This is a genomic window from Streptomyces sp. NPDC017890 (genome assembly GCF_044328675.1).
GTDB lineage: Bacteria > Actinomycetota > Actinomycetes > Streptomycetales > Streptomycetaceae > Streptomyces.
In genome coordinates this window covers 366104-391334 of the sequence record NZ_JBIRHU010000002.1, presented here as the reverse complement: position 1 = coordinate 391334, position 25231 = coordinate 366104, and the positions used below count along the sequence as shown (strand labels likewise).

Annotated in this window: 24 protein-coding genes; 12 read left to right on the top strand and 12 right to left on the bottom strand. The window is 72.5% G+C overall.

What is annotated here, in order from left to right:
* Nucleotides 1-352 precede the first annotated feature (352 nt).
* From ACH4F2_RS04720 to ACH4F2_RS04705, 4 genes are all read right to left on the bottom strand, one after another.
* Nucleotides 353-1342 carry a malate dehydrogenase gene (locus tag ACH4F2_RS04720; protein ID WP_398131213.1) on the bottom strand — a complete coding sequence of 330 codons (990 nt, stop codon included), beginning with the start codon at nt 1340-1342 and terminating at the stop codon, nt 353-355.
* 476 nt (nt 1343-1818) lie between these two features.
* The gene (locus tag ACH4F2_RS04715) at nt 1819-3240 is read right to left on the bottom strand and encodes a DUF2690 domain-containing protein (RefSeq protein ID WP_398131212.1); all 1422 of its coding nucleotides are present in this window, start codon (nt 3238-3240) and stop codon (nt 1819-1821) included.
* A gap of 546 nt (nt 3241-3786) precedes the next feature.
* Nucleotides 3787-4344, bottom strand: coding sequence for a DUF3017 domain-containing protein (locus ACH4F2_RS04710; protein WP_398131211.1), 558 nt, complete (start codon nt 4342-4344; stop codon nt 3787-3789).
* Entirely contained in the window at nt 4334-5188 is an 855-nt protein-coding gene (locus tag ACH4F2_RS04705) for a bifunctional methylenetetrahydrofolate dehydrogenase/methenyltetrahydrofolate cyclohydrolase (protein ID WP_398131210.1), read from the bottom strand. The genes ACH4F2_RS04710 and ACH4F2_RS04705 overlap by 11 nt, the downstream gene beginning before the upstream one ends.
* Before the next feature lie 371 nt (nt 5189-5559).
* On the opposite strand from ACH4F2_RS04705, the gene ACH4F2_RS04700 reads away from it, so the two are divergent.
* The 6 genes from ACH4F2_RS04700 (at nt 5560) to ACH4F2_RS04675 (ending at nt 11503) form a co-directional block, all read left to right on the top strand.
* Nucleotides 5560-6153, top strand: coding sequence for a hypothetical protein (locus ACH4F2_RS04700; RefSeq protein ID WP_398131209.1), 594 nt, complete (start codon nt 5560-5562; stop codon nt 6151-6153).
* Between the two features lie 150 nt (nt 6154-6303).
* Nucleotides 6304-7050 (top strand): FHA domain-containing protein, encoded by a 747-nt coding sequence (locus tag ACH4F2_RS04695; protein ID WP_398131208.1) that lies wholly within the window; start codon nt 6304-6306, stop codon nt 7048-7050.
* Nucleotides 7047-8612 carry a serine/threonine protein kinase gene (locus ACH4F2_RS04690; protein ID WP_398131207.1) on the top strand — a complete coding sequence of 522 codons (1566 nt, stop codon included), beginning with the start codon at nt 7047-7049 and terminating at the stop codon, nt 8610-8612. The genes ACH4F2_RS04695 and ACH4F2_RS04690 overlap by 4 nt, the downstream gene beginning before the upstream one ends.
* A 97-nt stretch (nt 8613-8709) precedes the next feature.
* The gene (locus ACH4F2_RS04685) at nt 8710-9177 is read left to right on the top strand and encodes a hypothetical protein (protein ID WP_398131206.1); all 468 of its coding nucleotides are present in this window, start codon (nt 8710-8712) and stop codon (nt 9175-9177) included.
* Nucleotides 9178-9428: 251 nt separating this feature from the next.
* A complete protein-coding gene (locus tag ACH4F2_RS04680; RefSeq protein WP_398131205.1) occupies nt 9429-10172 on the top strand; it encodes an FHA domain-containing protein in 744 nt (247 codons plus the stop codon).
* Nucleotides 10169-11503, top strand: coding sequence for a protein kinase (locus tag ACH4F2_RS04675; RefSeq protein WP_398131204.1), 1335 nt, complete (start codon nt 10169-10171; stop codon nt 11501-11503). The genes ACH4F2_RS04680 and ACH4F2_RS04675 overlap by 4 nt, the downstream gene beginning before the upstream one ends.
* 67 nt (nt 11504-11570) lie before the next feature.
* Here the strand turns inward: ACH4F2_RS04675 and ACH4F2_RS04670 are convergent, their stop codons facing one another.
* Together ACH4F2_RS04670 and ACH4F2_RS04665 are read right to left on the bottom strand one after the other, a co-directional pair.
* Nucleotides 11571-11768 carry a DUF397 domain-containing protein gene (locus tag ACH4F2_RS04670; RefSeq protein ID WP_398131203.1) on the bottom strand — a complete coding sequence of 66 codons (198 nt, stop codon included), beginning with the start codon at nt 11766-11768 and terminating at the stop codon, nt 11571-11573.
* Nucleotides 11716-12600, bottom strand: coding sequence for a Scr1 family TA system antitoxin-like transcriptional regulator (locus ACH4F2_RS04665; RefSeq protein WP_398131202.1), 885 nt, complete (start codon nt 12598-12600; stop codon nt 11716-11718). The genes ACH4F2_RS04670 and ACH4F2_RS04665 overlap by 53 nt, the downstream gene beginning before the upstream one ends.
* A gap of 103 nt (nt 12601-12703) precedes the next feature.
* Between ACH4F2_RS04665 and ACH4F2_RS04660 the strand changes: the two genes are divergently transcribed.
* The 4 genes from ACH4F2_RS04660 (at nt 12704) to ACH4F2_RS04645 (ending at nt 14662) form a co-directional block, all read left to right on the top strand.
* Nucleotides 12704-12925: a hypothetical protein gene (locus tag ACH4F2_RS04660; RefSeq protein WP_398131201.1), complete on the top strand. Its 222-nt coding sequence runs from the start codon at nt 12704-12706 to the stop codon at nt 12923-12925.
* Complete coding sequence (locus ACH4F2_RS04655) at nt 12922-13284, top strand: ATP-binding protein (RefSeq protein WP_398131200.1); 363 nt, start codon at nt 12922-12924, stop codon at nt 13282-13284. The genes ACH4F2_RS04660 and ACH4F2_RS04655 overlap by 4 nt, the downstream gene beginning before the upstream one ends.
* A gap of 87 nt (nt 13285-13371) precedes the next feature.
* The gene (locus ACH4F2_RS04650) at nt 13372-13749 is read left to right on the top strand and encodes a peptidase inhibitor family I36 protein (protein WP_398131199.1); all 378 of its coding nucleotides are present in this window, start codon (nt 13372-13374) and stop codon (nt 13747-13749) included.
* 4 nt (nt 13750-13753) lie between these two features.
* On the top strand, nt 13754-14662 hold the full coding sequence (locus tag ACH4F2_RS04645; RefSeq protein ID WP_398131198.1) for a hypothetical protein: 909 nt from the start codon (nt 13754-13756) through the stop codon (nt 14660-14662).
* A 49-nt stretch (nt 14663-14711) separates the two neighbouring features.
* Here ACH4F2_RS04645 and purH read toward each other — a convergent pair whose 3' ends face one another.
* Both purH and purN read right to left on the bottom strand, forming a co-directional pair.
* Entirely contained in the window at nt 14712-16283 is a 1572-nt protein-coding gene (gene purH, locus ACH4F2_RS04640) for a bifunctional phosphoribosylaminoimidazolecarboxamide formyltransferase/IMP cyclohydrolase (RefSeq protein WP_398131197.1), read from the bottom strand.
* Entirely contained in the window at nt 16280-16918 is a 639-nt protein-coding gene (gene purN, locus ACH4F2_RS04635; RefSeq protein ID WP_398131196.1) for a phosphoribosylglycinamide formyltransferase, read from the bottom strand. Before purN ends, purH begins: the two co-directional genes overlap by 4 nt.
* 322 nt (nt 16919-17240) lie before the next feature.
* Here purN and ACH4F2_RS04630 point away from each other — a divergent pair, with 322 nt between their 5' ends.
* Nucleotides 17241-18026, top strand: coding sequence for a hypothetical protein (locus tag ACH4F2_RS04630; RefSeq protein ID WP_398131195.1), 786 nt, complete (start codon nt 17241-17243; stop codon nt 18024-18026).
* Between the two features lie 73 nt (nt 18027-18099).
* Here ACH4F2_RS04630 and ACH4F2_RS04625 read toward each other — a convergent pair whose 3' ends face one another.
* Nucleotides 18100-19686 (bottom strand): DUF6350 family protein, encoded by a 1587-nt coding sequence (locus tag ACH4F2_RS04625; protein WP_398131194.1) that lies wholly within the window; start codon nt 19684-19686, stop codon nt 18100-18102.
* A 96-nt stretch (nt 19687-19782) separates the two neighbouring features.
* On the opposite strand from ACH4F2_RS04625, the gene ACH4F2_RS04620 reads away from it, so the two are divergent.
* Nucleotides 19783-21111: a helix-turn-helix domain-containing protein gene (locus ACH4F2_RS04620; protein ID WP_398131193.1), complete on the top strand. Its 1329-nt coding sequence runs from the start codon at nt 19783-19785 to the stop codon at nt 21109-21111.
* Between the two features lie 154 nt (nt 21112-21265).
* Here ACH4F2_RS04620 and sucD read toward each other — a convergent pair whose 3' ends face one another.
* The 3 genes from sucD to ACH4F2_RS04605 form a co-directional block, all read right to left on the bottom strand.
* Entirely contained in the window at nt 21266-22150 is an 885-nt protein-coding gene (sucD, locus tag ACH4F2_RS04615) for a succinate--CoA ligase subunit alpha (protein WP_398131192.1), read from the bottom strand.
* Between the two features lie 28 nt (nt 22151-22178).
* Nucleotides 22179-23360, bottom strand: a complete 1182-nt coding sequence (sucC, locus tag ACH4F2_RS04610; RefSeq protein WP_398131191.1) for an ADP-forming succinate--CoA ligase subunit beta — start codon at nt 23358-23360, stop codon at nt 22179-22181.
* 823 nt (nt 23361-24183) lie between these two features.
* Nucleotides 24184-25215, bottom strand: a complete 1032-nt coding sequence (locus ACH4F2_RS04605; protein ID WP_398131190.1) for a hypothetical protein — start codon at nt 25213-25215, stop codon at nt 24184-24186.
* Nucleotides 25216-25231: the final 16 nt, after the last annotated feature.

The following is a 25231-nucleotide window of genomic DNA, read 5'->3' as shown; positions in this document are numbered from 1 at the left end:
CGTGGATCACACAGGTGTGATCCACGGGACCGGGTGCACCTGCCCTTGGGCCCCGAATGCATGCGGGCCCGGGACCGGAAGTGTGCCGAGTCACTGAACAAAGGGACGGAACGGCATGTACCGCCCACCCTGTGGGTGATCTTTCACAGGGAGCCGGGCAGCGCAGTCCGTGTACGGGGGGCGGAAGTGGCCGGGGCCGTCCGCGGCACGGCCCGCTCGTCCTCGGGGTCGGCAGGCCTGGAGCGTCAACAGGGCGCCGGGGGAAACGCGTCGGTCCCCGGACCGCCGTGGCGGAACCGGGGACCGGTGCACCGGCCGGATGCGTGATCCGGCGGTGTCGTGGTGCGGGGCGTCAGATGAGGCCGAGGGCGCGGACCGCCTCGCGCTCCTCCGACAGCTCCTTGACGGAGGCGTCGATACGGGCGCGGGAGAACTCGTTGATCTCCAGGCCCTGGACGATCTCGTACTTTCCGTCCTTCGTGGTGACCGGGAAGGAGGAGATGATGCCCTCCGGGACGCCGTAGGAGCCGTCCGACGGGATGCCCATGGAGGCCCAGTCGCCCTCGGCGGTGCCGTTGACCCAGGTGTGCACGTGGTCGATGGCGGCGTTGGCGGCGGAGGCGGCCGACGAGGCGCCGCGGGCTTCGATGATGGCGGCGCCGCGCTTGGCGACGGTCGGGATGAAGTCCTCGGCCAGCCACTTCTCGTCGCCCACCACCTCGGCGGCGTTCTTGCCGGCGATGGTGGCGTTGAAGATGTCCGGGTACTGGGTGGCGGAGTGGTTGCCCCAGATGGTCAGGCGCTTGATGTCGGTGACCGACGAGCCCGTCTTCTTCGCGAGCTGGGTCAGCGCGCGGTTGTGGTCCAGGCGGGTCATCGCGGTGAAGCGCTCCGCCGGTACGTCCGGGGCGGCGGCCTGGGCGATCAGGGCGTTGGTGTTGGCCGGGTTGCCGACGACGAGGACCTTGATGTCGTCCGCGGCGTGGTCGTTGATGGCCTTGCCCTGCGGCTTGAAGATGCCGCCGTTGGCCTCCAGGAGGTCACCGCGCTCCATGCCCTTGGTGCGGGGGCGGGCGCCGACGAGGAGGGCGACGTTGGCGCCGTCGAAGGCGACGTTCGGGTCGTCGGTGATCTCGATGCCCCGCAGGAGCGGGAACGCGCAGTCGTCCAGCTCCATCGCGGTGCCCGCGGCGGCGTTGAGCGCCGGCGTGATCTCCAGGAGGCGCAGCTTGACCGGCACGTCCGCGCCGAGCAGCTGGCCGGAGGCGATGCGGAAGAGCAGGGCGTAACCGATCTGGCCGGCCGCGCCGGTGACGGTGACGTTCACGGGAGTGCGAGTCATGGCGTTCTCCGTATGACAGCTGGCGGTGGGGCGTCCCGGCCCCGGGCGTTTGATCGATCTCTTGGTATCAAGAGATCCATCCAGCCGTCAGGCTATCGCGCCCTCGGTGTCCGGGACGTCCGGGTCGGTGTGGCCCGGCCCACAGGACTGCCACCGGGTCACCCGCGCGCAGGAACGGAGGGGGCCGGGGGACGGCGAGCGGCATGAAAGGGGCGGCCGCCTGTCCGGGAGAGGGGGACGAGGCGACCGCCGTTCGGGGATACCGTTTCCGGACTCCCGTGGGGGTACTTCTCGCGTGCCCGCGCCGCCGCGGGCCATGCCTGCCGCGGAGGATTTTCTTCCGGGGCGGGCCGCACGCCTGTCCGGGCGGCACCTTCCCCCGTGCGGCGTCCACGCCGTACCGGCCCGTACGGACACCGAACGGGCCCGAACGGGCCCCGTGCGGCCTTTCCCCTGCGCGGCCCGCCGCCTGTCGGCTACTCCGTGCAGCCCTCCTGGCCCGACGCCAGCGTCACGCACGCCTTGGCCTCGGCCTCGGACTTCACCGCCACCATCGGGGTGTACGCCACGGTGTCGCCGGCGCCGGTGACCGTGCCCGTCTGCTGGTTACTGCCGCCCGCGCTGACCTGGACCTCGTCGCCCTGTACGGCCTGGGTGACGCGGGCCCACGCGGCGCCGCAGACCTTGCTGTAGCGGACCTCGACGGCGGCCGTGCCGACGGTGGCGGTCGCGGCGGTGGTCACCAGGTCGCCGCCGCAGCCCATGATCTCCGGGTCCTTGCCGGTACAGGCGTCACCGCTGCACTTGACGCCCGGCGGCAGCTCGGTGTCGGTGCTCACGGTGGGCGACGGGGAGGGCTTGGCGCCCTCGTTCGTCTTGTCATCGCCGTCGTTCAGCAGGAAGAAGGCGCCGGCGATCACGACGAGAACACCGACGACACCCGCGACGAACGTCGTCATCCGCTTGCTGCCGCCGCCGGAGGACCGGCCCGCCGAACGGGAGCCGCGGCGCGGTGGCTCTCCGTGCGACCCGGAGGAACCGAAGACCCCGGAGGACCCGGAGGACCCGGAGGACCCGGAGAGCCCTGGGGACCCGGAGGACCCGGAGAGCCCTGAGGACCCGGAGACCTCAGCAGCCCCGGTGGCCACAGACGGCCCGGAACGCACCGAGGGTCCCTGGCCGTTCGGCACGGCGGCGGCCGGCATCACCGTGGTCCGCGCGGCCTCCCCGGTGCCGGTCCGGGATCCGGCCCGCGCCGTGCGGTCAGCGGTGGGCGCCGGTCCCCGGTATCCGGCGACACCCCACGAATTGCCGTCGGCCGCGCGGCCGGACGACGGGGCCGAGGGCGCGTCGGGCGCACCGCCGCCCCGGACCGGGCCGACGGCGGCGTCGGGACTGTCGGCGGCCGTCGGCTGCGCGGGGACCGAAGGCGGCAGCGTGGGCGCCACACCGGCCGGCCCGGCGATGCCGGGAGTGGCCGTCGCACCGCCACCGTGCCGACCGGCCCGGCTCCCCCTGCCGTTCTTGCCGCCGCTTCTCGACGCGGCCGCGGACGCGCCCACGTCGCCGAGCGCGGCGCGCGCCTGAGAGATCCGGATGGCCTCCATCGTCATGTCGTGGCGCATCTCCGAGCGGCTCCAGGCACGCTCGGCCAGCTCCCACATGGTGGTCAGGTGAACGGGATTGGTCCCCGTCACCTCGGCCAGGGCCACGATGGCGCCCTTCGGCGCCAGCAGCCGGCCGTTCAGATAGCGCTCCCAGGACGTCTTGCTGTAGCCCGTCGCGTCGGCGACCGACGCGATGCTCAGCTCACTTCGGTCCACAAGTCGGCGCATCTGGCTGGTGAACTCTCTGATCTGCGGATCGAGTTCATCCGGCAAGGCCTTCCAACGAGGCATTGCTTCCCCCCTCTTCCCCCCGGTGACGTGCTGTTCGTTCCCCCGCTCGGCCCTCGCGCGCGGCGTCCCACACGGAGTCCCGTTCTGGCTACCCACAGGGATGCGCCCGGTCAGGATCTCGGTTCCCGGGGTGGGGGCGCACAGGAGCACAGAGGTCGCGAACGTGCACCGTCGCACGCCCACCGACCCGTGGTCCAGTGTCCCACCGGCATCCCCATGCCTCGAACCGAACCCCTGACGGTAACGCTGTCCTCGAACGACTTCGCGGCAAATCCTCGAACTTGTCAAGACTTCGGCGCACGGTGCGCACATGGACCGTCACGCACGGCGCACACGTCCCCCCTTTCACGGCTCGCTCGCGTAGCGGAGTAGCGGAACGGTCACTTCCGTGCCACAGCGCCCTGACAGGCGTTGAACAGGGCGTTCCACGTGCAGGAGGGTTGGTTCCGGCGACGGCCCGTCCTTCCACGGGGGTGAGGACGGGCCGTCGCCGGTTCAGCGCGCAGTGCGCCGGCTCGTCGTGAAGCGCCGGCGCACCGTCAGGTGCTAGCTCACCGTGAAGTGAAGGGTGTCCTTCAGGAACGGGATCTCCAGCCACGGCTTCGGCTGGGCCATCAACGCCAGCAGGACGATGGAGAGGCCCAGGACGCCGTAGGTGGCGATGTCCGTGAAGCGCGAGCGCACGGCGAGCATGCCGACGTCGGGCAGTACCCAGCGCAGCGCGGCACCGACCAGCAGGGCGGCGCCGATCAGCAGCGTCCCGTAGCGGAACACGTCCATCGCGGTCAGCAGCAGGCCGATGCCGACCAGGCCGACCACGAGGAGGATCGGCCACTGCCGGGCGGGCGCCGGGGCGTCGCCGTTCGCGGCCCGGCCACCGCCCTCGGGGCGCGCGGTGTCACGGGTGAAGAGCGGGAACCGCCGGGTGACACGCCGCGGCCTGCCCTCGGCGTCGGGCGCGCTGACGGGGTCCCGGACGGTGAGGTCCCCCGCGTCCCCCGCCTCCCCCGAGCTCTCCGAGCCTCCCGAGTTCCCCGAGCCTCCCGGGCCCTTCGGGTCCCCCGGGTCCTCCCGGCGCTCGGCGTCGGTGTCCTCAGCCGGCACTGCGCTCCGCCGCCTCCACCACGTTGACGAGCAGCTGGGCCCGGGTCATGGGGCCGACGCCGCCGGGGTTCGGGGAGATCCAGGCGGCGACCTCGGCCACGCCGGGGTGGACGTCGCCCATGATCTTGCCCTCGGCGTTGCGCGAGACACCGACGTCGAGGACGGCCGCGCCCGGCTTGACGTCCTCGGGCCGCACCAGGTGCGGGGAACCGGCCGCGGCGACGATGATGTCCGCGCGCTTGAGGTGGGCGGCCAGGTCCCGGGTGCCGGTGTGGCACTGGGTCACGGTGGCGTTCTCGCTGCGCCGGGTGAGCAGCAGCGGCATCGGGCGGCCGATGGTGACACCGCGGCCGACGACCACGACCTCGGCGCCCTTGATCTCCACGCCGTAGCGGCGCAGCAGGGTGAGGATGCCGTTGGGGGTGCAGGGCAGCGGCGCCGGCTCGTTCAGGACGAGGCGGCCGAGGTTCATCGGGTGCAGGCCGTCCGCGTCCTTGTCCGGGTCCATCAGTTCCAGGATGCGGTTCTCGTCGATGCCCCTGGGCAGCGGCAGCTGGACGATGTAGCCGGTGCAGGCCGGGTCGTCGTTCAGTTCGCGGACGACCGCCTCGATCTCCTCCTGGGTCGCCGTGCCCGGCAGTTCGCGCTGGATGGAGGCGATACCGACCTGCGCGCAGTCGCGGTGCTTGCCGGCGACGTACTTCTGGCTGCCGGGGTCGTCGCCGACCAGGACGGTGCCGAGGCCGGGCGTGACGCCCTTCTCCTTCAGCGCCGCCACGCGGGCGGTCAGTTCGGACTTGATCGCGGCTGCGGTGGCCTTGCCATCGAGAATCTGGGCGGTCATGCACCCCATCCTCGCGGATGACCGGCCCCCGGTTCCAATCCGGCCACCATGCGGGCACCCGCCCGCACCGCCGGAGCACTGTCGAAGCACCCCCGGAGCACTCCCGGGAGACCACCGGAGCACCACTGGAGCGCCCCCGGAACATCATCCGGGCGCTACGGGACGTGTCCCAACGTGTCCGTTCATGATCGACACAGTTGCACTTGCACAACACCTGGTGACCGGGCTGGACAAGTAGGAGACCGGTCAAGAACGATTGGGCAGCACAGTGCCGCGGGGCCGTACCGGGGGGACGAACCGCTACGAAGAACCTCCTCCGCGTCGAGCCGCGCGTCGTCCCCGCACTCGACAGCGACGGAGGAAGTCCCGACATGAGTTTCGGCGACCCGAACAACCCCTACGGTGCGCCGCAGGGCCAGCAGCCGGGCTACGGCCATCCCCAGCAGCCGCCCCAGGGCCAGCCGGGCTACGGCTATCCCCAGCAGCAGCACCCGGGGCAGCCCGGCTACGGCTACCCGTCGGCACCGCCCGTGCAGCAGCCCTACGGCGGCGGCGCTCCCACCTCGATGCCGGGCACCGTGAGCGCCGCCCGCGTCATGCTCTGGGTGATCGTCGGCTTCCAGGTCATCGGCACCGTCCTGTTCGCCTTCTCGGCAGCCGCCGTCGACCAGGCCAAGGACGATCCCGCGTTCGAGGAACTGGCCGACTACCCGACCGGCGCGCTGTGGGGCATCGCGGTGCTCGCGCTGGTCTGGGGCGTCTGGGCGCTCGTCCTGGCCGTGAAGTTCAACTCCGGCGGCAACGGCCTGCGCGTCACCGCCCTGGTCTTCGGCATCCTCACCGCGATCATCGCCGTCTACCCGTTCACCCTGTTCGGCATCATCCACCTGGTGCTCGGCATCCTGATAGCCGTGTTCGTCGGCAACCGCAACGGCGCCGCCTGGTTCCAGCGCCCGCGCTACTGAAGCAGCCGCCGAAGTCCTCACCGGAACACCGCGGAGCGCTTTCGCGCCAATCGCGCCACAGGGCCGTGTCTCACCCGTACGAGGGAGACACGGCCCTGCTGCGTCGCAATAGTCTGACGTGGGTAGCCGTCAGGCACCGGGAGACGCACCTTGTACAGCATCATCGTGGTACCTCCGCCGACCACGGAGGACGAACGCACCCGCACCCAGATCCGGCTCGCACCCGGCGAGCGCCTCGTCTTCGGGCGGTCCGTGCCCGAGGGCGGCCTGCTGATCGGGCACGACGGAGTGTCCCGCAGAGCCGGTGAGATCACCGCCCACGGCACCTTCTGGACCATGAGCAACCTCTCCGCCCACCAGACCTACGTGGTGGAGAACCCGGAGGGCGCCGGCGAGCACATCAAGGTGGCGCCGGGCAGGCTGGACGCCCCGGTGCCGTTCGAGTTCTCGCGGATCGTGCTGCCCGCCGCCGGCGACCTGCTGCCGGTCGAGGTGTGGGCGCCACGCCACGACTACCTGTGCGCCGAGGACGGCGGCGACGGTGAGCCGACCGCCCCGGCCTTCTCCGTGGACCGCACCAAGCGGTACTTCGCGGTGCTGGCCGCCCTGTGCGAGCCACGGCTGCGCGGGGCACCGCACGCGCCGCTGCCGACCGTCGAGCAGGTCGTCGAGCGGCTGCGGCCCGGCTGGCCGGCCGCGTCACGCACGTCCGTCCAGTGGAACATCGACTACCTCGCGGTGAAGCTGCGTCTGAAGCCGGGCCCGGAGACGGCGGAGGCGGGCGCGCGGCTCAACGGCAAGAAGGAGTCCCTGGTCTCCATGGCGCTCCGCTTCGACCTCGTACGGGAGGACGACCTGGTGGTCCTCACGGCACCGCCGCGCCGGGTGCCCCGGTGACCGAGCCGTACGCCGTCACCGTGCCGAAGGGCTACCGGGTCGGCGTCTGGGAGGTGCGGGCGCCGATCGCCACGGGCGCCTTCGGCAGCGTGTACGAGGCCCGCCGCGTCGGTGACGGCGACGCCACCGGCCTGCCGCGCACGGCCGCCCTGAAGTTCCTGCCCACCGGTACGGGCACGCCACGACAGCTGTCCCACCTGCGGGAACTCGTCGAGCGGGAGGTCGAGTTGCACCGCAGGCTGCGGCGGCCCCGGCTGGTGCGGATGTACGAGAGTCTCGTCGTCGACGACCCGGCCCGCCCCGCCCTCGACGGCGCCACCGTCCTCGTACTGGAGAAGGCGGAGGGCTCGCTGTCCGCCCTGCTGTCCGCGTCGCCGCGCCCGGCCGCCGGGCCCGCGCTGCTCGGGCAGGTCTGCGAGGGCCTGACCCAGCTGCACCGTGCCGGGTGGGTGCACGGGGACCTCAAACCGGCCAACGTGCTGCTGATGAGCGACGGTTCGGCCCGGCTCGCCGACTTCAACATGGCGGCCGAGCTGGAAGGCACGCACGCCTACACCCCCGCCTTCTCCACCCCGGACTACACGCCACCCGAACTGCTCTGGTCCGAGATCGGTGAACGCGGCCGCCGCATCCGCCCCTCCGCCGACGTCTGGGCCTTCGGCGTCCTCGCCCACCTCGTGCTCACCGGGTCCTTCCCGCTGCCCGGCGGCACCCCGACGGCCCGCCGCGACGCCGGGGCCGCCTACGCGCGCGGCACCGAGGAACTGCGGCTGTCGCCCGCGCTGCCCGAGGTGTGGCGGGAGACCGTGCGCGCGTGCCTGACCCGTACGCACGCCGAACGCATCGGCACGGACGCCCTGTCACGACGGGTGGCGGCGGTCACGGGCGGTACCAGCGGCCGGTCCGCCCTGGCGTACCGCCCGCGCCGCCCCCGCCGGACGGCCCTCGCCGCGGCGGCCGCCGCCGTGGCCGCCGCGGTGCTCGGCTACGGCCTCGCCACCCGGAGCGACGGCGGCGGCCCCGAGTCCGGCGTCCGGGGCTCCGGGGGCGGCACCGCGACCGTCTCCGCCGCCTCCCACGGCGCCGCCGAGCTGCGCACCGACCGGGGTGTGCCGCCCGCCTACCGCCTGCTCATCGTCGAAACGGCGCACGACTGCGGCCGCGAGGAGGTCAGCCCGCCGCTGATCGCGGCCATACTGAAGGTGGAGAGCGACTTCGACCCGGACCTCGCCGACCCCGTCAACGACGAGTACGGCATCGCCCGCTGGACCCCGACCGTCCTGCGCTGGTGGATGAACGAGGACGGCACACCCGGTGAGACCGTGCCCGAGCCCCCGTTCCCGCCGGCCGAGTCCGTCCCGGCGATGGGCCGCTACCTGTGCTGGATCACGCCCCGCCTCGACACCGGCCTGCCGGGCGACCGGCGGGTGCTGATCGCCGTCGCCTACCGGACGTCGTACGGCAAGGTGAACGACGCGGGCGGGGTTCCCCCGAAGTACCGCGCCTACGCCGACCGCGTCGCTCACCACCTCAAGGAGTACACGCCGCCCGGGCGGAAGTGACCCTGAGAGTTACGAGGTACCGCGCGGCCGACGCCCCGGGCACGGTGTGAGCACACCGCTTCGGCGGTACGACACCGACGTTCATGGGGGAAACACAGTGAACATCATCAAACCCGCCGCGCTGCTCCTCGCGGCCTCGGCCCTGGTCGCCGGCTCCACGCTCACGGCCACCGCCGCCGACCCGGCCGGCACCCGGGTGACCGCTCTCCAGCAGGCGGCCGAGGAGGTGCTGGCCGACAAGCCCGAGCCCCTGCGCGTGACCGCCGACGCGGTCACGTACGAGGGACTGACCGTCACCGAGGCGCCCAGGACCAAGGCCGCCCGGGATCTGGCCTGTGGCTACGGCCACCTGTGCATGATCGTCAACGGCACCAAGTTCGACTTCTACAAGTGCCAGACGTGGAACGTCACCAACTGGACCGGCAACGGCCCGTTCACCAACAACCAGACACCGGGCACGGTCGCCAAGTTCTTCAACAGGGACGGCAGCGTCCGCTGGACGTCGACGGCCTACCAGGCCGGCACGGCCACCTGGGACCCGATCTGGTCCCTGCGCCCCTGCTGATCCGCTCCCCGGAGCCTGCCCGGACGGCGGCCCCTGGTTCCCTCCACGGAGGGGCCGGGGGCCGCTGCTGTGCGTTCTTCGCCGTCTCCGCCGTCTCCGCCGTCTCCGCCGTCTCCGCCGTCTCCGTCCGAAGTCCGCCGACGCGCCGACGCGCCGGAATGCGTAGGTCGCCATCACCCGCTTCCCGTAGCCTGCCCGCCGTTGGACTGGGGAATGTTGACCCCGAGCAATCGGGGGAGGGGGACGACTCCATGTACAGCATCATCGTCGTGCCGCCGTCGTGCGGCAGTGCGACCGACCAGATCAGGATCAGCGCGGGTGAGCGCGTCGAGTTCGGCAGAGCCGAACCGCACGGCGGCGGACTCGCCATCGCACACGCGGGAGTGCCCCGGATCGCCGGGGAGATCACGGCGCACCGGACGTTCTGGCTGCTGAGCAACCTCAGCGAGGACCAGACCTACGTGGTGGAGAACCCGGAGGGCGCCGGCGAGCACGTCAAGGTCGCTCCGGGCCGGGTGGAGGCGCCCGTACCGTTCGAACTGGCGCGCGTGACCCTGCCCGCCGCGGGTGACCTGCTCACCTTCGACGTCTGGGCACCGCGGCACGCCTTCCGCAGCATCGAGCGCCGCGGACTGGAAGGGGCCGGTACCGTCCCGGCGTTCGCCCTGGACCGCACCAAACGGTACTTCGCGGTCCTGGCCGCCCTGTGTGAGCGGCGCCTGCGCGGGGAGCCGTGCGCCCCGCTGCCCGCCGTCGAGGAGATAGTGGAGCGGCTGCGCCCCAGCTGGCCCAAGGTCAGCCGTTCCGCCGTCTACTGGAACATCGACTACCTCGCCGTCAAACTACGGCTGAGGCCCGGCCCGGACACCGCGGAACCGGGCAGGCGCACGCACGGCAAGAAGGAGTCCCTGGCCTCCCTCGCCCTCCGTTTCGACCTGGTCCGCGAGGACGACCTCGTGGTGCTCGCGCCGATTCCGAGCGGAGCGGCACGGTGACCGGGCGGCCGTACGCGGTTCCGGTGCCGAAGGGCTACCGGATCGGGCCGTGGGAGGTCCGCGAGCCGCTCGGGTCCGGCGCGTTCGCCACTGTCTACGACGCGGCCCGCACCGCCGGCGAGGGCGAGCTGCCGCGCCGGGTGGCGCTGAAGTTCCTGTCCACCGGCACCCGCACCCCGCGCCAGCTGCACCACCTGCGCGACCTGGCCGAACGCGAGGTGCAGTTGCTGCGACGGCTCCACTCGCCCCGGCTGATCCGGATGTACGACACGCTGACGGTCGACGACCCGGACCACCCCGAGCTGGACGGCGCCACCGTCCTGGTGCTGGAGCGGGCCGAGGGGTCCCTGGACGCCTTACTGGCGCGGGCCCCGTCCCCGGACGCCGGCCCCGCCCTGCTGGCGCAGGTCTGCGAGGGCCTGCACCAGCTGCACCACGCCGGCTGGGTGCACGGGGACCTGAAACCGGCCAACGTGCTGCTGATGGCGGACGGTTCGGCCCGGCTCGCCGACTTCAACATGGCCGCCGAGATGCAGGGCACGCACGCCTACACCCCCGCCTTCGCCACGCCGGACTACACCCCGCCCGAACTCCTGTGGCCCGAGGTCGACGAGCGCGGGACGCGGATCCGCCCCTCGGCCGACGTCTGGGCCTTCGGTGTCCTCGCGCACGTGGTCCTCACGGGAGCGTTCCCGCTGCCCGGCGCCACCCCGGAGGCGCGCGCCGACGCGGCGACGCGCTACGCGCACGGCCGTGAGGAACTGCGCCTGTCCCCCGGCCTCCCCGAGGCCTGGCGGGACGTCCTGCGGGACTGTCTGGCCCCGACCCACGCGGGACGCCCCACGGACACCGCCGCGCTGCTGCGCCGGGTGGAGGAGGCCGCGGGCACCTCACGGTCGGCCCGGCTGCCGAGGCTGCGTCCCCGGCGGTGGCGGCGCCCTGTTCTGGCGGCGGCGATCGCGGCGGCGATCGTGGGGGCCGTGAGCCTGGCCTACACCGCCCCGTGGGAGCCGGCCCCGGCCGCCGCGGCGCCTCCCACCTGCGAGAAGCCCGTGGTGTACGAGGACGCCAACGGCAGTGGATACATGGCGGGCCACAGCGGCACCTGGGACTTCACCGTCAAGCGGGGAGACGGAGGAAGCCAGGTCAGGGAGTTGCAGTGCCTGCTCAGGCATCTGCACGGAATCGAAGAGGTCGGCGAGGTGGACGGCGACTTCGGCCCGATGACCCACGGAGCCGTCGTCATCTTCCAGAAGCGGGCGGGGCTGGACGCGGACGGGGTGGTCGGGCCGGGGACCTGGCGTGCGCTGCGCGAGGACGGGGAGTCCTGACGTCCTCACCGACCGCTGCCCACCGGTGGGTGGACAGCTGCGGCCACATCCTGTCCCGGGCCTGGGCTCAGAGCGCGCCGACGAAGGCCGACCAGGCCTCGGAGGGGAAGAGCAGGGCGGGACCGTGCGGGTTCTTGGAGTCGCGGACGGGGACGAGGCCGGGGAGATCGTCGGTCACCTCGACGCAGTCACCGCCGGTCCCGTTGCTGTAGCTACTCTTCCGCCACCGCACGGAGTTCAGGTCGATCCTGCTGTTGGGCTTCATCCTGGTACTCCTCTGCCGCAGCCTCGATCATGGCCAGGGACGCCGTCGGCGGCAGTGCGGCGGCCCTGAGCAGATCGTATGACTCGCGATAGTCCTTCACGAGAGCCGGATAGTCGATTACTTGGCCGCTGTGCTCTCCTTCGGTGTACACCAGCGGAGGCGCGTCGGCAAAGGTCATGATCTTGGCCATCCCCATCATCAGGGGGTGAACTGCGGCGGTTTCCGGAACGACTTGCAGAATGGACCGGGTGCCCCTGGCCCGTTCTGCGATGTGCGTCAGCAGTTCGGCCATTCCGGCGGGCGGGAGCACCCGTCTCCGGATCACGGACCCGTCCAGGATCGCCCAGAACCTGGGCGGAGTCTCGCCCTCGAAGAGCCTGGACCGCTCCAGTCGAGCACTGACCTTCTCCGCGATCACGTTGTCCGACGCCCGCCACATCGCCGCTCTCGTGATCGCGCTCGCGTACGCGCTGGTCTGCAGCAGGCCCGGGACGAGCAGGGGCGCCCACTCCTCGATGCCCTCCGCCTGCCTCTCCAGTTCGGCGACATCCGCGAAGTACTCGGCGATGCCCACCCGCCGCGCCTTGGCCGCGTCTTCACAGCGGCGCTGGAAGAACCCGTCCGTCCCCAGCCGCTCGTCCACATGCCTGGCCAGATCCGTCGGCATTCTGCGCTCCCCCCGCTCGATCTGGCTGAGGAACGAGAGCCCCCGGAAACTGCCCTCGGCCAACTGCTCCAGCGTCAGCCCCGCTCGCTCCCGCTGATAGCGCAACTCCGCGCCGTAGAAACAGGGGACGCTCACCGAAGCGTCCGTGTCCTTACGAGGAGGCACAACCCACCACCGCCGTTCGCCAGTTACCGTGCGCAACCGAAACGTCTTTCACGGTACGCCGCCCCGCGCCACTCTGTGAGCAATTCGTCACGGAACGCACAGGATGCGAAAGGCCTACTCCATGCACCCCCACGACACGACGTCGCAAGTCGAACAGCTCCGGGCCGCCCTGGCGGCGAACGGCATCACGCTCCCCTCCCTCGGAACCGACCTGCCGACCTTCGCGAGCGCGTACGGCACGCCGCCCCTCATCGCGCTCGGCAACTGCAACGAGGAGACCGCCCGTGCCCTGACCGCCGTCCTGCGCAAGGCGGCCGGCGCGTGAGTCCCGACCCCCTCGTCCTGGACCTGCTCGCGCTCCCCAAGGCGGTCCCGGAGGTCCGCCGCCACGTCCGCGAGTACCTGGGCTCTCCCTGCCCGGACGTCCAGCTCTGTGTCAGCGAGTTGCTGACGAACGTCATCGACCACGTGGGCGAGGGCACACCGGTGGCCCTGCGGCTGACACGGAGGCGGGACTGCGTACGGCTGGAAGTCACCGACCTCGCACCGCACGCCCGGCTCGTGCCGCGCCGCGCCCTCGACGACGACGAGAGCGGCCGGGGCCTCCTGCTGCTGGCCGCGGTGGCGCTGCGCTGGGGCGTTGAGCAGGGACGTTGCGGCAAAACGGTCTGGTGCGAAGTGTGACCCTGCAAGGTTTGAGGTACCGCGGGTTCGTCCCCCCGAGCAGAGTGATGGCTGCGCATCCAGTCACATCCAACGGGAGGACATCACATGATCAGGAAGACGCTCGCCGCCACGCTCGGTGCGGTGGTACTCGCGGGGCTGGGCATCTCCGCCACCGCCACGCCGGCCAGCGCGGCGTGGAGCGACTGCGACCCCGGAGCCCTGTGCGCCTACCTGTCCGACAACGGCGGGGGCACCCCGGGCCAGGTGTTCGGGGACAACGCGAACCTGGAGCAGTACGACAAGTTCAACAACGCCGAGTCGCTCTACAACAACGGAAACAGCTGCGACGCCCACATCTTCGACGAGACGAACTACCGCGGCAACAACTTCATCCTCGGCCGTGGCTGGATGATCGGCAACCTCGACGGGGTCTACAGCGGCACGTACGCCGATGACGTCGCCTCCAACAAGTGGGTGTGCTGACGCCATGCGCAGACTGCTGTGGCTGACCGCCGCAGCCCTCCTCGCCGCCGGGTGCTCCACGTCATCCGGCGGCGAGGCCGCGGCGGTGAAGCAGCCTGATCCACGCCCGCTGGGCGGCGCACTCCACTTCACCGCGGCCGAGTCGGCCGCGCTGCACGCGGCCGAGGAGCAGGAAGTACGGAAGTGCATGGCAAGCCGGGGGTTCGACTACGACGCGGTACCCGGCGGCGACGTCCGACGGAGGGCGGCCGAAAGTCCCTACGGCCTGCTGACGCGGAGCCGCGCCGCCCAGGACGGCTACGGCCTGACCGTGGAGAGGCTGAGGAAGCCGCCGGCCGATCCGAACGCCCAGCGGGTGTCGGCGCTGGCCGGCAGCGATCGTCGCGCGTGGGAGGGGGCGCTCAAGGGGTCCGCGGACGGGCCGCGCGAGGAGATCGAGCTGCCGGGCGGGCCGATCGTCTCGGTGTCCACCGACTCCTGCGTGACGGCCGCGTCCCGGGCGCTGTACGGCGCTTCCTGGGAGCGGGACCACTACGCCGTGCAGCACCTCCGCAACACGATCGTGAAGGACACGCTCGACCACCCCCTCGTGAAGTCGGCCGAGCGGAAGTGGGCCGCGTGCATGCGGGACCAGGGCTTCCGGTACGAGCGTCGCGAGGACCCGCTGGTGGCGCTGAAGAAGCGGCTCGACTCCGACGGCTCCGACGCGGCCGCGCTGCGCGCCACGGGACGGGAGGAACTGCGGATCGCCGTGCGGGACGCCGCCTGCCAGGTCGACGCCGGTCTCGCCGAGCAAGTCTCCCGGGCCCAGCAGCAGGTGGAGAAGGCGCTGCCGCCCGCGCGCACCTCCCCGCTCAAAAGGTTCCGTGCGGCACGGGACAACGCGTTGCGGCGGGCGGGCGTACCCGCGTGAGGGAGGGCGCCCCGGTGCCGGTGCACCAGGACGCCCTCGCGCAGCGGCCTCAGTGGAAGAAGTGCCGCGTGCCCGTGAAGTACATCGTCACGCCGGCCTTCTGCGCCGCCTCGACGACCAGCTCGTCGCGGACCGAACCGCCCGGCTGGACCACGGCCTTCACGCCGGCCGCGGTGAGGATCTCCAGGCCGTCCGGGAAGGGGAAGAAGGCGTCGGAGGCGGCGTACGCCCCCTGCGCGCGCTCGGCGCCCGCCCGCTCCACCGCCAGCTTCGCGGAGTCGACCCGGTTCACCTGGCCCATGCCGACGCCGACGGAGGCGCCGTCCTTGGCGAGGAGGATCGCGTTGGACTTGACGGCCCGGCACGCCTTCCAGGCGAAGGCCAGGTCGGCCAGGTCGGACGGGGAGAGCGCCTCGCCGGTGGCGAGCGTCCAGGTGGCGGGGTCGTCGCCGTCGGCCTGGAGGCGGTCGGTGACCTGGAGGAGGGCGCCGCCGTCGATCGGCTTGACCTCGACGGGGGCGGCGGGCGCCTCGGGGGCGCGCAGCACGCGGATGTTCTTCTTCTTGGTGAGAGCTTCGAGGGCGCCGTCCTCGTAGTCCGGCGCGACGATGACCTCGGTGAAGATCTCGGCGACCTGCTCGGCCATCTCCTTGGAGACCGGGCGGTTGACCGCGATCACGCCGCCGAACGCGGACAGCGGGTCGCAGGCGTGCGCCTTGCGGTGGGCCTCGGCGACGTCCGCGCCGACGGCGATGCCGCACGGGTTGGCGTGCTTGATGATCGCGACGCAGGGCTCGTCGTGGTCGTACGCGGCACGGCGGGCGGCGTCCGTGTCCGTGTAGTTGTTGTACGACATCTCCTTGCCGTGCAGCTGCTCGGCCTCGGCGAGGCCGCCGCCCTCGGGGGAGGTGTAGAGGGCGGCGGGCTGGTGCGGGTTCTCGCCGTAGCGCAGGGTGTGCGCGCGGTCGTACGTGGCGCCGAGGAAGTCGGGGAACTGGGAGTCGTCCACGGGGGCGTACTCGGAGGCGAACCAGGAGGCGACCGCCACGTCGTACGCGGCGGTGTGCTGGAAGGCCTCGGCGGCCAGCCGCTTGCGGGCGGCGAGGTCGAAGCCGCCGCCCTTCACGGCGGAGAGCACGTCGGCGTACCGGGCGGGGCTGGTGACGACCGCGACGGAGGGGTGGTTCTTGGCGGCGGCGCGGACCATGGAGGGGCCGCCGATGTCGATCTGCTCGACGCACTCGTCGGCGGTGGCGCCCGAGGCGACGGTCTCACGGAACGGGTAGAGGTTGACCACGACCAGGTCGAACGGCTCCACGCCCAGCTCGCCGAGCTGCTGGCGGTGGCTGTCCAGGCGCAGGTCGGCGAGGATGCCGGCGTGCACCTTCGGGTGCAGGGTCTTGACGCGGCCGTCCAGGCACTCGGGGAAGCCGGTGAGCTCCTCGACCTTGGTGACGGGGACACCGGCGGCGGAGATGCGGCCGGCCGTGGACCCGGTGGAGACGAGTTCGACGCCGGCCTCGTGGAGCCCGCGGGCGAGGTCTTCGAGCCCGGTCTTGTCGTAGACGCTGACGAGCGCGCGACGGATGGCCCGCTTGTTGCTCTCGGCGGTGGCGGTCACTGGATAACTACCTTTCGTCCCTCAATGCGATAGCCGTTGCGGGCGAGCCGCCCCACGACATCGACGAGCAGCCTTCGCTCGACTTCCTTGATGCGCTCGTGCAGAGCGCTCTCGTCGTCCTCGTCCCGGACCTCCACCACGCCCTGCGCGATGATCGGCCCGGTGTCGACGCCGTCGTCGACGAAGTGGACGGTGCATCCGGTGACCCTGGCGCCGTACGCGAGCGCGTCCCGCACACCGTGGGCCCCCGGGAAGCTGGGGAGGAGGGCGGGGTGGGTGTTGACGAACCGCCCCCCGAAGCGGGCCAGGAACTCCTTGCCCACGATCCTCATGAACCCGGCCGAGACGACGAGGTCCGGCTCGTGGGCGGCGACGGCCTCGGCGAGCGCCACGTCCCACTCGTCGCGGGTCCCGTAGTCCTTGACCTTCGTGACGAAGGTCGGCAGCCCGGCGCGCTCAGCGCGCGCGAGCCCCTCGATGCCGTCGCGGTCGGCGCCGACCGCGACGATCTCGGCCCCGTAGGCCTCGACGCCGGTGGCGGCGATCTCGTCGAGGAGCGCCTGCAGATTGGTGCCGGATCCGGAGACCAGCACGACAACGCGCTTGGCTCGCTGGGCCACGGGCTTGGCGGCCACGGTGGGGCCTTTCTCGGGGGAGCGGGTCTGTACGGGGTCGGTCCACGCGATCGTACGTTTTGCACGTTCGTCGGTTTGTGCGGTCGTACGAATGCTTCGCGCCCCCGGATACGGGGAAGTCTACGAAGCGGCCGACCGTCAGCAACGATACCGGCACACCGGACGGCCCCCTCGGGACGGGGGCGTGGCCGGAAGGTAGCGTCTGCGTGGAGCCGGACCGGGAACGCGATCCGTGCGTCACGCGTTCACCAGTCGTGCCGACCAGTTCGCCCGTTCCACCAGTTCGCCCGTTCCTTATCGCCAAGGGAAAGACGCTCAGTTGATGCCGGACCGCAGCCTGCGACTGCTCACGCTCCCCCAGCAGTCGGCGCAGCCAGGGGGGCGCAGCACCGTGTTGCTGCGGGAGCGCCCCTCCTCGCCGCCCGACACCCCGCCGGACGGGACCAACAGCGGCGAGCGGGACGGCGCCGGCGACAAGGACAATCCGTTCGCACCACCCCCGGAGGGCACACCGGACCGCCCCTGGCAGCCTCGGCACCCGTCGGGCGACGGCGGCGATTCCCAGGGCGACGGCGGACGTTCACCGTGGGGTCGCCAGTGGAGCGACCGGCAGCCCGGCCGCTCCTCCGGCGGCTTCGGCGAGCGGCCCGGCGCGTCCGGCTCCGGCCCCGAGGGGCAGGGCGGCGGCACGGGTCCGCGCTGGGACCCGACGGACCCCACCCAGCGGCGTGCCCGCTATGCCCTGCTCAGCGGCATGTGGGCCCTCTTCTTCGCGCTCTTCACCTGGCCGTACGTGGCACTGCTGCTCGGCGCCCTGGCCCTGTACTGGGGCATCAGCGCGCTGAGCGCCAAGCCCCGCGCCGCCGCCGACCCGGACACCCCGGCCCCGCCCGCCGCGCAGACCGGCCGCCCGCAGCGAACCGCCGCGATCAGCGGCATCGTCACGTCCTCCCTGGCCATCACCCTGGTCGCCGCGTCCTTCAGCGCCCAGCTGGTCTACCGCGACTACTACACCTGCCGGAACGACGCCCTGACCAACGAGGCGAAGCAGTCCTGCGAGACCCACCTCCCGGAGCAGCTCCGGGACCTGCTGGGCAACGAGGACTGACACGCCCGGAGGTCGCCTTTCGACGCCGGACACGGCACGTGCGGCCTGTCCGGCTGCCGGCGGCGGGGCGCCGTCACCGATCGTCGTCGCCATCACCGCCCCCGTCCGCCGCCCGACCCCGCCCCCACCACCGCCCCACCGAGAGCAACGGGATCCATTCCCGCCGGCGCCCGCCGGCGTCCTCCGCCGTCCCGTCCTCCTCCGTCCCGTCCTCCGCCATCGGCTCCGGCTCCCGTGCCTCATCGGCAGCGCGGCGCCCCTGGACCGGCCACACCCGTGCCACCACCGCCGCCGGCACCGCCACCACCCCGATCCACACCAGCGTCGCGCCCCCGGCCTGCCACCACACCGGCCCGAACCGGGCCAGGGAGGCACCCCCGAGCGGCCCGCCCGCCAGCGCGGCCAGCAGGGCGACGAGGCCCGCGCACAGGACGGCGGCCAGCGCGGCGGCGGCAACGGTCCGCCACCACGACCACGCCCCGGTGGCCTCACCGCCTGCCGGCGCCGCGTCCGCCGTATCCACCGCGTCCGCTGTCGCCGCCCGCGCCGTGAACCACCCCACCACCACCCCCGCCGCCAGCGGCACCGCCCCGGCCATCCAGTGCAGCGGCGTGCCCGGACCCGCGTCCGGCACCGCCGCCAGCAGCGGAAACGGCGGCAGCAACGGGGCGGGAGCGGAGGAGAGGGGGTCCACGACGTGACCGGTGCCGAGCACGAAACCGGGACCGAGGGCGTACGCCGCCGCCCACACCGCCGCGTTCGGCACCAGCGTCAGACAGAGCAGCAGCACGGCGAAATGCCCCGACCAGCCCTCGGTCAGCTCCAGGAACGCGTCCCGGGCGGCGACTCCGTGCCACAGCAAGGACATCGCGAGCAGCAGCGCTCCGCCGACGACGAGGACGGCCGCACCGGCGCCCGCGGCGCGCGTCGCGGCGCCCAGGCGCGCGTCCGGTTCCACCACCAGCTCCCGAAGATTCCGGGGCAGTACGCGCAACGCCCGCCCCATCGGCCCTCCCGGACGGCCGAACGCCGTCCACATACCCGCGCCCGCCGCACCCATGGCCACCAGCGGCAGCCACACCACGGCCCACCAGGAGGGCCGCAGCGCACCGCCCGCCGAGTACAGGCCGACGGGCGCGGCGACGGCGAGGTAGCCGAGGACGACCCCGGCCCAGGCGTTGCGCGCGGAGACGGGCGGCGGTCCGGCGTCCGGGAGGGCACCGTTCCCACCCGGACACAGCCCGCCTCCCGCCTTCACGCCCCCGCCCGCGCCCACGACGAGACCGACTTCCTCCCCGGAGTCCGTGGCCTCCCGGGCCGCCCGATGCAGCAGCCACACCGGCAGCAGGAGCAGCAGCAACGGAGTGACGCCCACGGGCGCGGAGGCGCCGGAGAGCGTGTCGGCACGGACCAGTTCGGCTCCGTGCGTCAGCACCCACAGCGCCGCGACGACGTGCAGGGCGCCGCCGGGCCCGCTGTCGGGGTACGGCGAACTGACCCACAGCACCATCACGAGCACGGCGCACGACGCCAGTCCCAGTCCCGCCGCGACCGCGCCGCCCAGGAAGCCGGCGGCCAGTCCGGGAGACCGGTCGCGCCAGCGGGTGCGCAGGAGGGACAGCGAAGCTCGCCAAGCGGTCGTCTGGGTCACGCCCGCCATGGTCCCAACGACACGCGCTTTCCCGGCGTAACAGGCGAAGGCCCGCTGTGTCGCTCAATATATGTTTATGTACTTTTTCGTACGAAGGGGCGTCCTGTGACACGGAGCCCCGCAACCCCGCTCCCTCCCCCCAAGGCACGCCGACGCCTGCGCGAGACCGCCTCGCTGACACACGCTCAGGTCGCGGCGCGGGTGGGTGTCACCCGCGAGACGGTCCGCGCGTGGGAGAGCGGCCGCACGACTCCGCGCGGCCGCAAACGGGAGGCGTACGCGAAGCTGCTGAACGCCCTGGCCGAGGAGTCGACGGCACGGCGGTCCGGTCCGGCGCCCGCCGCGGAACCGGTGCCGGCGCCGGTGCCGGTCGTCGTGGCCGTCCGCACCGGATCGGCGAACGCCTCCGCCGAGGCCGCCGACAGCCTCGTACTCCCCGCGAAGCCACTGGCCGAGCGGGCGTACGGGTCGGAAACGGAGCCGGGACCGGAACCGGCGCCGGGACCGGAACCGGCGCCGGAGCTCGCGCTGGGTCCCGAGTCCGATCCCGAGTCCGAGCGCAAGGCCGAGCGCAAGGCCGAAGCGCGGCCGGAACCGGAACCGGGACCGCAGCCCGTGCCGACGCCCGCGCCGGTCGCGTTGACGCCCGCTCAGGCCTTCGACGCCCTCTACGAGTTCGGTGCCCCCGCCCTCGTACGGCAGACCTTCCTGCTGACCGGCCGCCGTGAGCTGGCGCGCGAGTCGGTGGAGCGTGCCTTCCAAGTCGCCTGGGAGCGCTGGCCCGAAGTAGCCCGCGACCGGGATCCGGTGGGCTGGGTGCGGGCGACGGCGTACGAGTACGCGCTCTCGCCCTGGCAACGGTTCCGGCTGCGCCACCGGCACCCGGAGCCACCGCCGGCCGACCCCGGCGACCGTACGCTGCTGAACACCCTCCTCAGGCTCCCCGCACCGCACCGCCGCACGCTCGTGCTGTACGACGGTGTGGGTCTGGGCCTGCCCGAGACGGCCGCGGAGACGGAGGCGAGCACCCCGGCGGCGGCGAACCGGCTGCTGCGGGCCCGCGAGGCCGTCGCCGGCCGGCTGCCCGAGCTGGCCGACCCGCAGGTGCTGCACCGGCGGCTGACCGAGCTGGCGGCGACCGAGCGGCTGCGGGCCGCGAGGCCGCCGACGGTGCGGATGGGCAGCGAACGCCGGGCGCGGTTCTGGACCCGGGCCGCGATCGCCTTCACGGTCGCCCTGATCGGGAGCACCGCCCTGACCCTGCGCACCGCTCCCACACACTACGAGCCGCCCGTGCCTCCCGGCGAGACGGTGCGCGGGGTGCCGCCCCGCGTGGCGCCGGGGGCGCTGTCGGACGAGCAGCTGGAGCTGCGGCAGAAGCTGCGGGACCAGTTGCAGGACGGGCCGGAGCGGCTGACGCCCCGACTCGAATGACGGCGCCGCCCGGCTCCGGAGGACTGCGCCGCCCCTGCCCGGACGACGCCGCCGCCGGGACCCGGAGGAGGCGCCGTACGCCGAGTGGCCCGCCCCTGAACGCGGGGCGGGCCACTCGGCGTGGGAGGACGGCGGTCGGCCGTCCGGGGTGTGCTCAGCCGGCGAGGATGGCCCGGGCGAGCTTCGCCGTCTCGGTCGGCGTCTTGCCGACCTTGACGCCGGCGGCCTCCAGGGCCTCCTGCTTCGCCTGGGCGGTGCCGGACGAACCGGAGACGATGGCGCCGGCGTGGCCCATGGTCTTGCCCTCGGGCGCGGTGAAGCCCGCGACGTAGCCGACGACCGGCTTGGTCACGTTCTTCGAGATGTACTCCGCCGCACGCTCCTCGGCGTCGCCGCCGATCTCGCCGATCATGACGATCAGGTCGGTCTCGGGGTCGGCCTCGAACGCGGCGAGCGCGTCGATGTGCGTGGTGCCGATGATCGGGTCGCCACCGATACCGACGGCGGTCGAGAAGCCGATGTCACGCAGCTCGTACATCATCTGGTACGTCAGCGTGCCGGACTTCGAGACCAGACCGATGCGGCCCGGCTTGGTGATGTCGCCCGGGATGATGCCGACGTTGGACTGGCCCGGCGTGATGATGCCGGGGCAGTTCGGGCCGATGATCCGGGTCTTGTTGCCCTTCTTGCCGGCGTACGACCAGAAGGCGGCCGAGTCGTGCACGGCGATGCCCTCGGTGATCACGACGGCCAGCGGGATCTCGGCGTCGATGGCCTCGACGACGGCGTCCTTGGTGAACTTCTCCGGCACGAAGATGACGGAGACGTTGGCGCCGGTCTTCTCGATGGCCTCCTTGACGGAACCGAAGACCGGTACCTCGTTGCCGTCGAAGTCCACGGACTGACCCGCCTTGCGCGGGTTGACGCCGCCCACGACGTTGGTGCCGTCGCCGAGCATGAGCTTGGTGTGCTTCATGCCGGTGGCGCCGGTCATGCCCTGGACGATGACCTTGCTGTCCTTGTTGAGCCAGATAGCCATGGTGTGTTGGTGTCCTCGTCCTGAGTGCTTACTTGGCGGCGTGGGCCAGCTCGGCGGCCTTGTCGGCCGCGCCGTCCATGGTGTCGACGCGCTGGACCAGCGGGTGGTTGGCGTCGGTGAGGATCTTGCGGCCCAGCTCGGCGTTGTTGCCGTCGAGGCGGACGACGAGCGGCTTCTCGACCTTCTCGCCGCGGTCCTCGAGGAGCTTCAGCGCCTGGACGATGCCGTTGGCGACCTCGTCGCAGGCGGTGATGCCACCGAAGACGTTGACGAACACGGAGCGGACGTCCGGGTCGCCGAGGATGATCTCCAGGCCGTTCGCCATCACCTGGGCGGAGGCACCGCCACCGATGTCCAGGAAGTTGGCGGGCTTGACGTTGCCGTGCTTCTCACCGGCGTACGCGACGACGTCCAGGGTGCTCATGACGAGACCCGCGCCGTTGCCGATGATGCCGACCTCACCGTCGAGCTTGACGTAGTTGAGGTTCTTCTCCTTGGCAGCGGCCTCGAGCGGGTTGGCCGCGGCCTTGTCGTGGAGCTCCTCGAAGTCCGGGTGACGGAACTCGGCGTTGTCGTCCAGCGACACCTTGCCGTCGAGGGCGATGACGTCGCCCGAGACGACCTTGGCCAGCGGGTTGACCTCGACCAGGAGGGCGTCCTCCTTGATGAAGGTGTCCCACAGCTTGACCAGGATGTCGGCGACCTTGTCGGCGACCTCGGCCGGGAACTTCGCGGCCTCCACGATCTCGCGCGCCTTCTCGGGCGTCACGCCGTCGATCGCGTCGATCGGAGTCTTGGCGACGGCCTCCGGACGGGTGGCCGCCACCTCCTCGATCTCCATGCCGCCCTCGACGGAGGCGATGGAGAGGAAGGTGCGGTTGGCACGGTCGAGGAGGAAGGAGACGTAGTACTCCTCGACGATCTCGGGGGCGGTCTCGGCGATCATCACCTTGTGGACCGTGTGGCCCTTGATGTCCATGCCGAGGATGTCCGTCGCCCGGGCGACGGCCTCGTCCGCCGAGGCGGCCAGCTTCACGCCGCCGGCCTTGCCGCGGCCGCCGACCTTCACCTGGGCCTTGACGACGGACTTGCCACCGAGGCGCTCAGTGGCTGCGCGGGCCGCCTCAGGCGTGTCGATGACTTCACCGGCCAGCACCGGTACATCGTGCTTGGCGAAGAGGTCCCTCGCCTGGTACTCGAACAGGTCCACGCGCTTCCGTCCCTATCAGTGATCTCGCGGTTCGTTGGATGCGTGGGCGTGCCGCGAAGGGCAACGTGACGTCCGCCGTGAGTCACAAGGGAGGCGCACACGGTGTCCGAGCGCGCGGCATGTCCGTCTCGCAGGTTATCGCCGCTTGCGGGGGGTCTCTAAATCGTGGGTCACACCTGAGCGGTGATGCCTGTCACATGATGCCGTGCTCACTGGCACGGGGTGCCGGGTGTGAGGGGGGAGCGGGGTCGGGCCGGCCCCGCTCCGGCGCGCTCCGGCGGGCGATCGGCAGGCTTCGACGGGCTCCGGGCCTGGGGCTCCGGGCTTGGGGCTTCGAGCTTCGGGCTTGGGGGCTTCGGGCTTGGGGCTCCGGGCTTGGGGCTCCGGTGGGCATCGGCGGGCTTTCGGCGGGCCGTGGGAAGGGCCTCACCGGGCTGGGGTTGGCCCGGTGAGGCCCGTCGGCTCCCCCGAGGCCGCGCGAACGCGGTCCTTCGGGGAGCGGGCCTGCTGATCCCCACCCCAATGGGGACCGGCAGGCCCCGACCGCGGGGTTTCGGGCCGTACGGAGGCCGATGGCTTTCGGCCGTCCGGGACCTGCCGCCCCGCGGAATCCAAGCCCCGCCGCGGTGGTAGCGCGGTGCCGTGTCGCGCCGTGCCGTGTCGCGCCGTGCCGTGCCGTGTCGCGCCGTGCCGTGCCGTGTCGCGCCGTGCCGGTGTCATGGGACGCCGGTCACGAACGCCCCGCACGCCCGGTGAGCGGACCCTACGGTGCGCGGGCGCTGCGGCGCGGGCGGGCGGTGCTATGCGGTGCGGTGCGGTGCGGTCAGAGGCTGTACGGGGCGTAGCCCGGGGCGACCGACTCGGCGATGCCGTCGACGCCGGCCACGGCGTGCTCGGCCGACGGGACGGCGGTGGTCCGGACGGTACCGGTCAGGTCCTGCGCGAAGGGCCCGGTCCGACCGGTGACGCCGTGCGCGAACGGGACCGCCTCGTCGGCGACGCCGTCCGCGAAGGGCGCCGTGTGCCCGCCGACGCCGTACGCCAGTGCCGTGGTGCTCGCGCCGACGCCCCGGGTGAGCGGGCGGACGGTGCCGGCAACCGTGTCGACGACCGTCTCGGCCACCGGCCGCACAGCTTGGCCGACACCCGCCGCGAACGGCGGCACCTCGCCCACGACACCTCCGGTGAACGAGCCGGCCTGCCCCGCCACGCCGTACGCGAGCGGCGGTACGTCGTCCACGACACCGCCCGCGAAGGGCCGTACGTCGCCCACGACGCCGTACGCCAGACCCCCCGCGTCCCGGACGGCCTGCCCGGCGACGGGCACCGCGCCGTCCACGGTGGTGATCGCGACCGGCGGCAGCACGGCTCCCCTGGTGTCGCCGGTGACCTGGCCGGCCAGTCCGGTGGCGTACGGCCACGCGTCCGCGACGGCAGCCTCGGCGACCGGCACGGCGCCGGTCACTGCCCGGTCGGCGACCGGCGGGGCGACCGCGTCGGCCGTCTCCCGCGCGGCGGCCTGTGCGTGGTCCCCGGTCTGCCGCTGGGCCCGGTCCAGCTCCGGCGCGAAGGCGGAGAGAGGGCCGAAGAGGTAGTCGACGTCGTCGCTCTGGGCGAGCCGAGTGCCGTCAGTCGTGGCCGTCACCGTGTTCGTCGCGGTGTGGGTCACGGCGTCCGGGACGGTGGCGTGGGTGTGGGCGTGGGCGGCCGGGTTCGTCACGGCGTCCGGCACGGCGTCCGGCACGGACACGGAGGCGGCGGGCAGCTCGTCGGCACTGGCCACGGCCGAGCCCAGTGCCCAGGCGCCGGTGACGCCGGCGGCGATGACGACGGAGCGTCGGATGTTCTTGTTCATGGGTACGTCAGGTCCT

Excerpts from the sequence above, each read along its gene's own strand:
- ACH4F2_RS04670 (WP_398131203.1), bottom strand. The coding sequence starts at position 11,768 with ATGAAGCCCAACAGCAGGATCGACCTGAACTCCGTGCGGTGGCGGAAG.
- ACH4F2_RS04650 (WP_398131199.1), top strand. The coding sequence starts at position 13,372 with ATGATCAGGAAGACGCTCGCCGCCACGCTCGGTGCGGTGGTACTCGCG.
- ACH4F2_RS04605 (WP_398131190.1), bottom strand. The coding sequence starts at position 25,215 with ATGAACAAGAACATCCGACGCTCCGTCGTCATCGCCGCCGGCGTCACC.
- ACH4F2_RS04645 (WP_398131198.1), top strand. The coding sequence starts at position 13,754 with ATGCGCAGACTGCTGTGGCTGACCGCCGCAGCCCTCCTCGCCGCCGGG.
- ACH4F2_RS04630 (WP_398131195.1), top strand. The coding sequence starts at position 17,241 with ATGCCGGACCGCAGCCTGCGACTGCTCACGCTCCCCCAGCAGTCGGCG.
- ACH4F2_RS04720 (WP_398131213.1), bottom strand. The coding sequence starts at position 1,342 with ATGACTCGCACTCCCGTGAACGTCACCGTCACCGGCGCGGCCGGCCAG.
- ACH4F2_RS04625 (WP_398131194.1), bottom strand. The coding sequence starts at position 19,686 with ATGGCGGGCGTGACCCAGACGACCGCTTGGCGAGCTTCGCTGTCCCTC.
- ACH4F2_RS04660 (WP_398131201.1), top strand. The coding sequence starts at position 12,704 with ATGCGAAAGGCCTACTCCATGCACCCCCACGACACGACGTCGCAAGTC.
- sucD (WP_398131192.1), bottom strand. The coding sequence starts at position 22,150 with ATGGCTATCTGGCTCAACAAGGACAGCAAGGTCATCGTCCAGGGCATG.
- ACH4F2_RS04715 (WP_398131212.1), bottom strand. The coding sequence starts at position 3,240 with ATGCCTCGTTGGAAGGCCTTGCCGGATGAACTCGATCCGCAGATCAGA.
- ACH4F2_RS04680 (WP_398131205.1), top strand. The coding sequence starts at position 9,429 with ATGTACAGCATCATCGTCGTGCCGCCGTCGTGCGGCAGTGCGACCGAC.
- ACH4F2_RS04700 (WP_398131209.1), top strand. The coding sequence starts at position 5,560 with ATGAGTTTCGGCGACCCGAACAACCCCTACGGTGCGCCGCAGGGCCAG.
- ACH4F2_RS04705 (WP_398131210.1), bottom strand. The coding sequence starts at position 5,188 with ATGACCGCCCAGATTCTCGATGGCAAGGCCACCGCAGCCGCGATCAAG.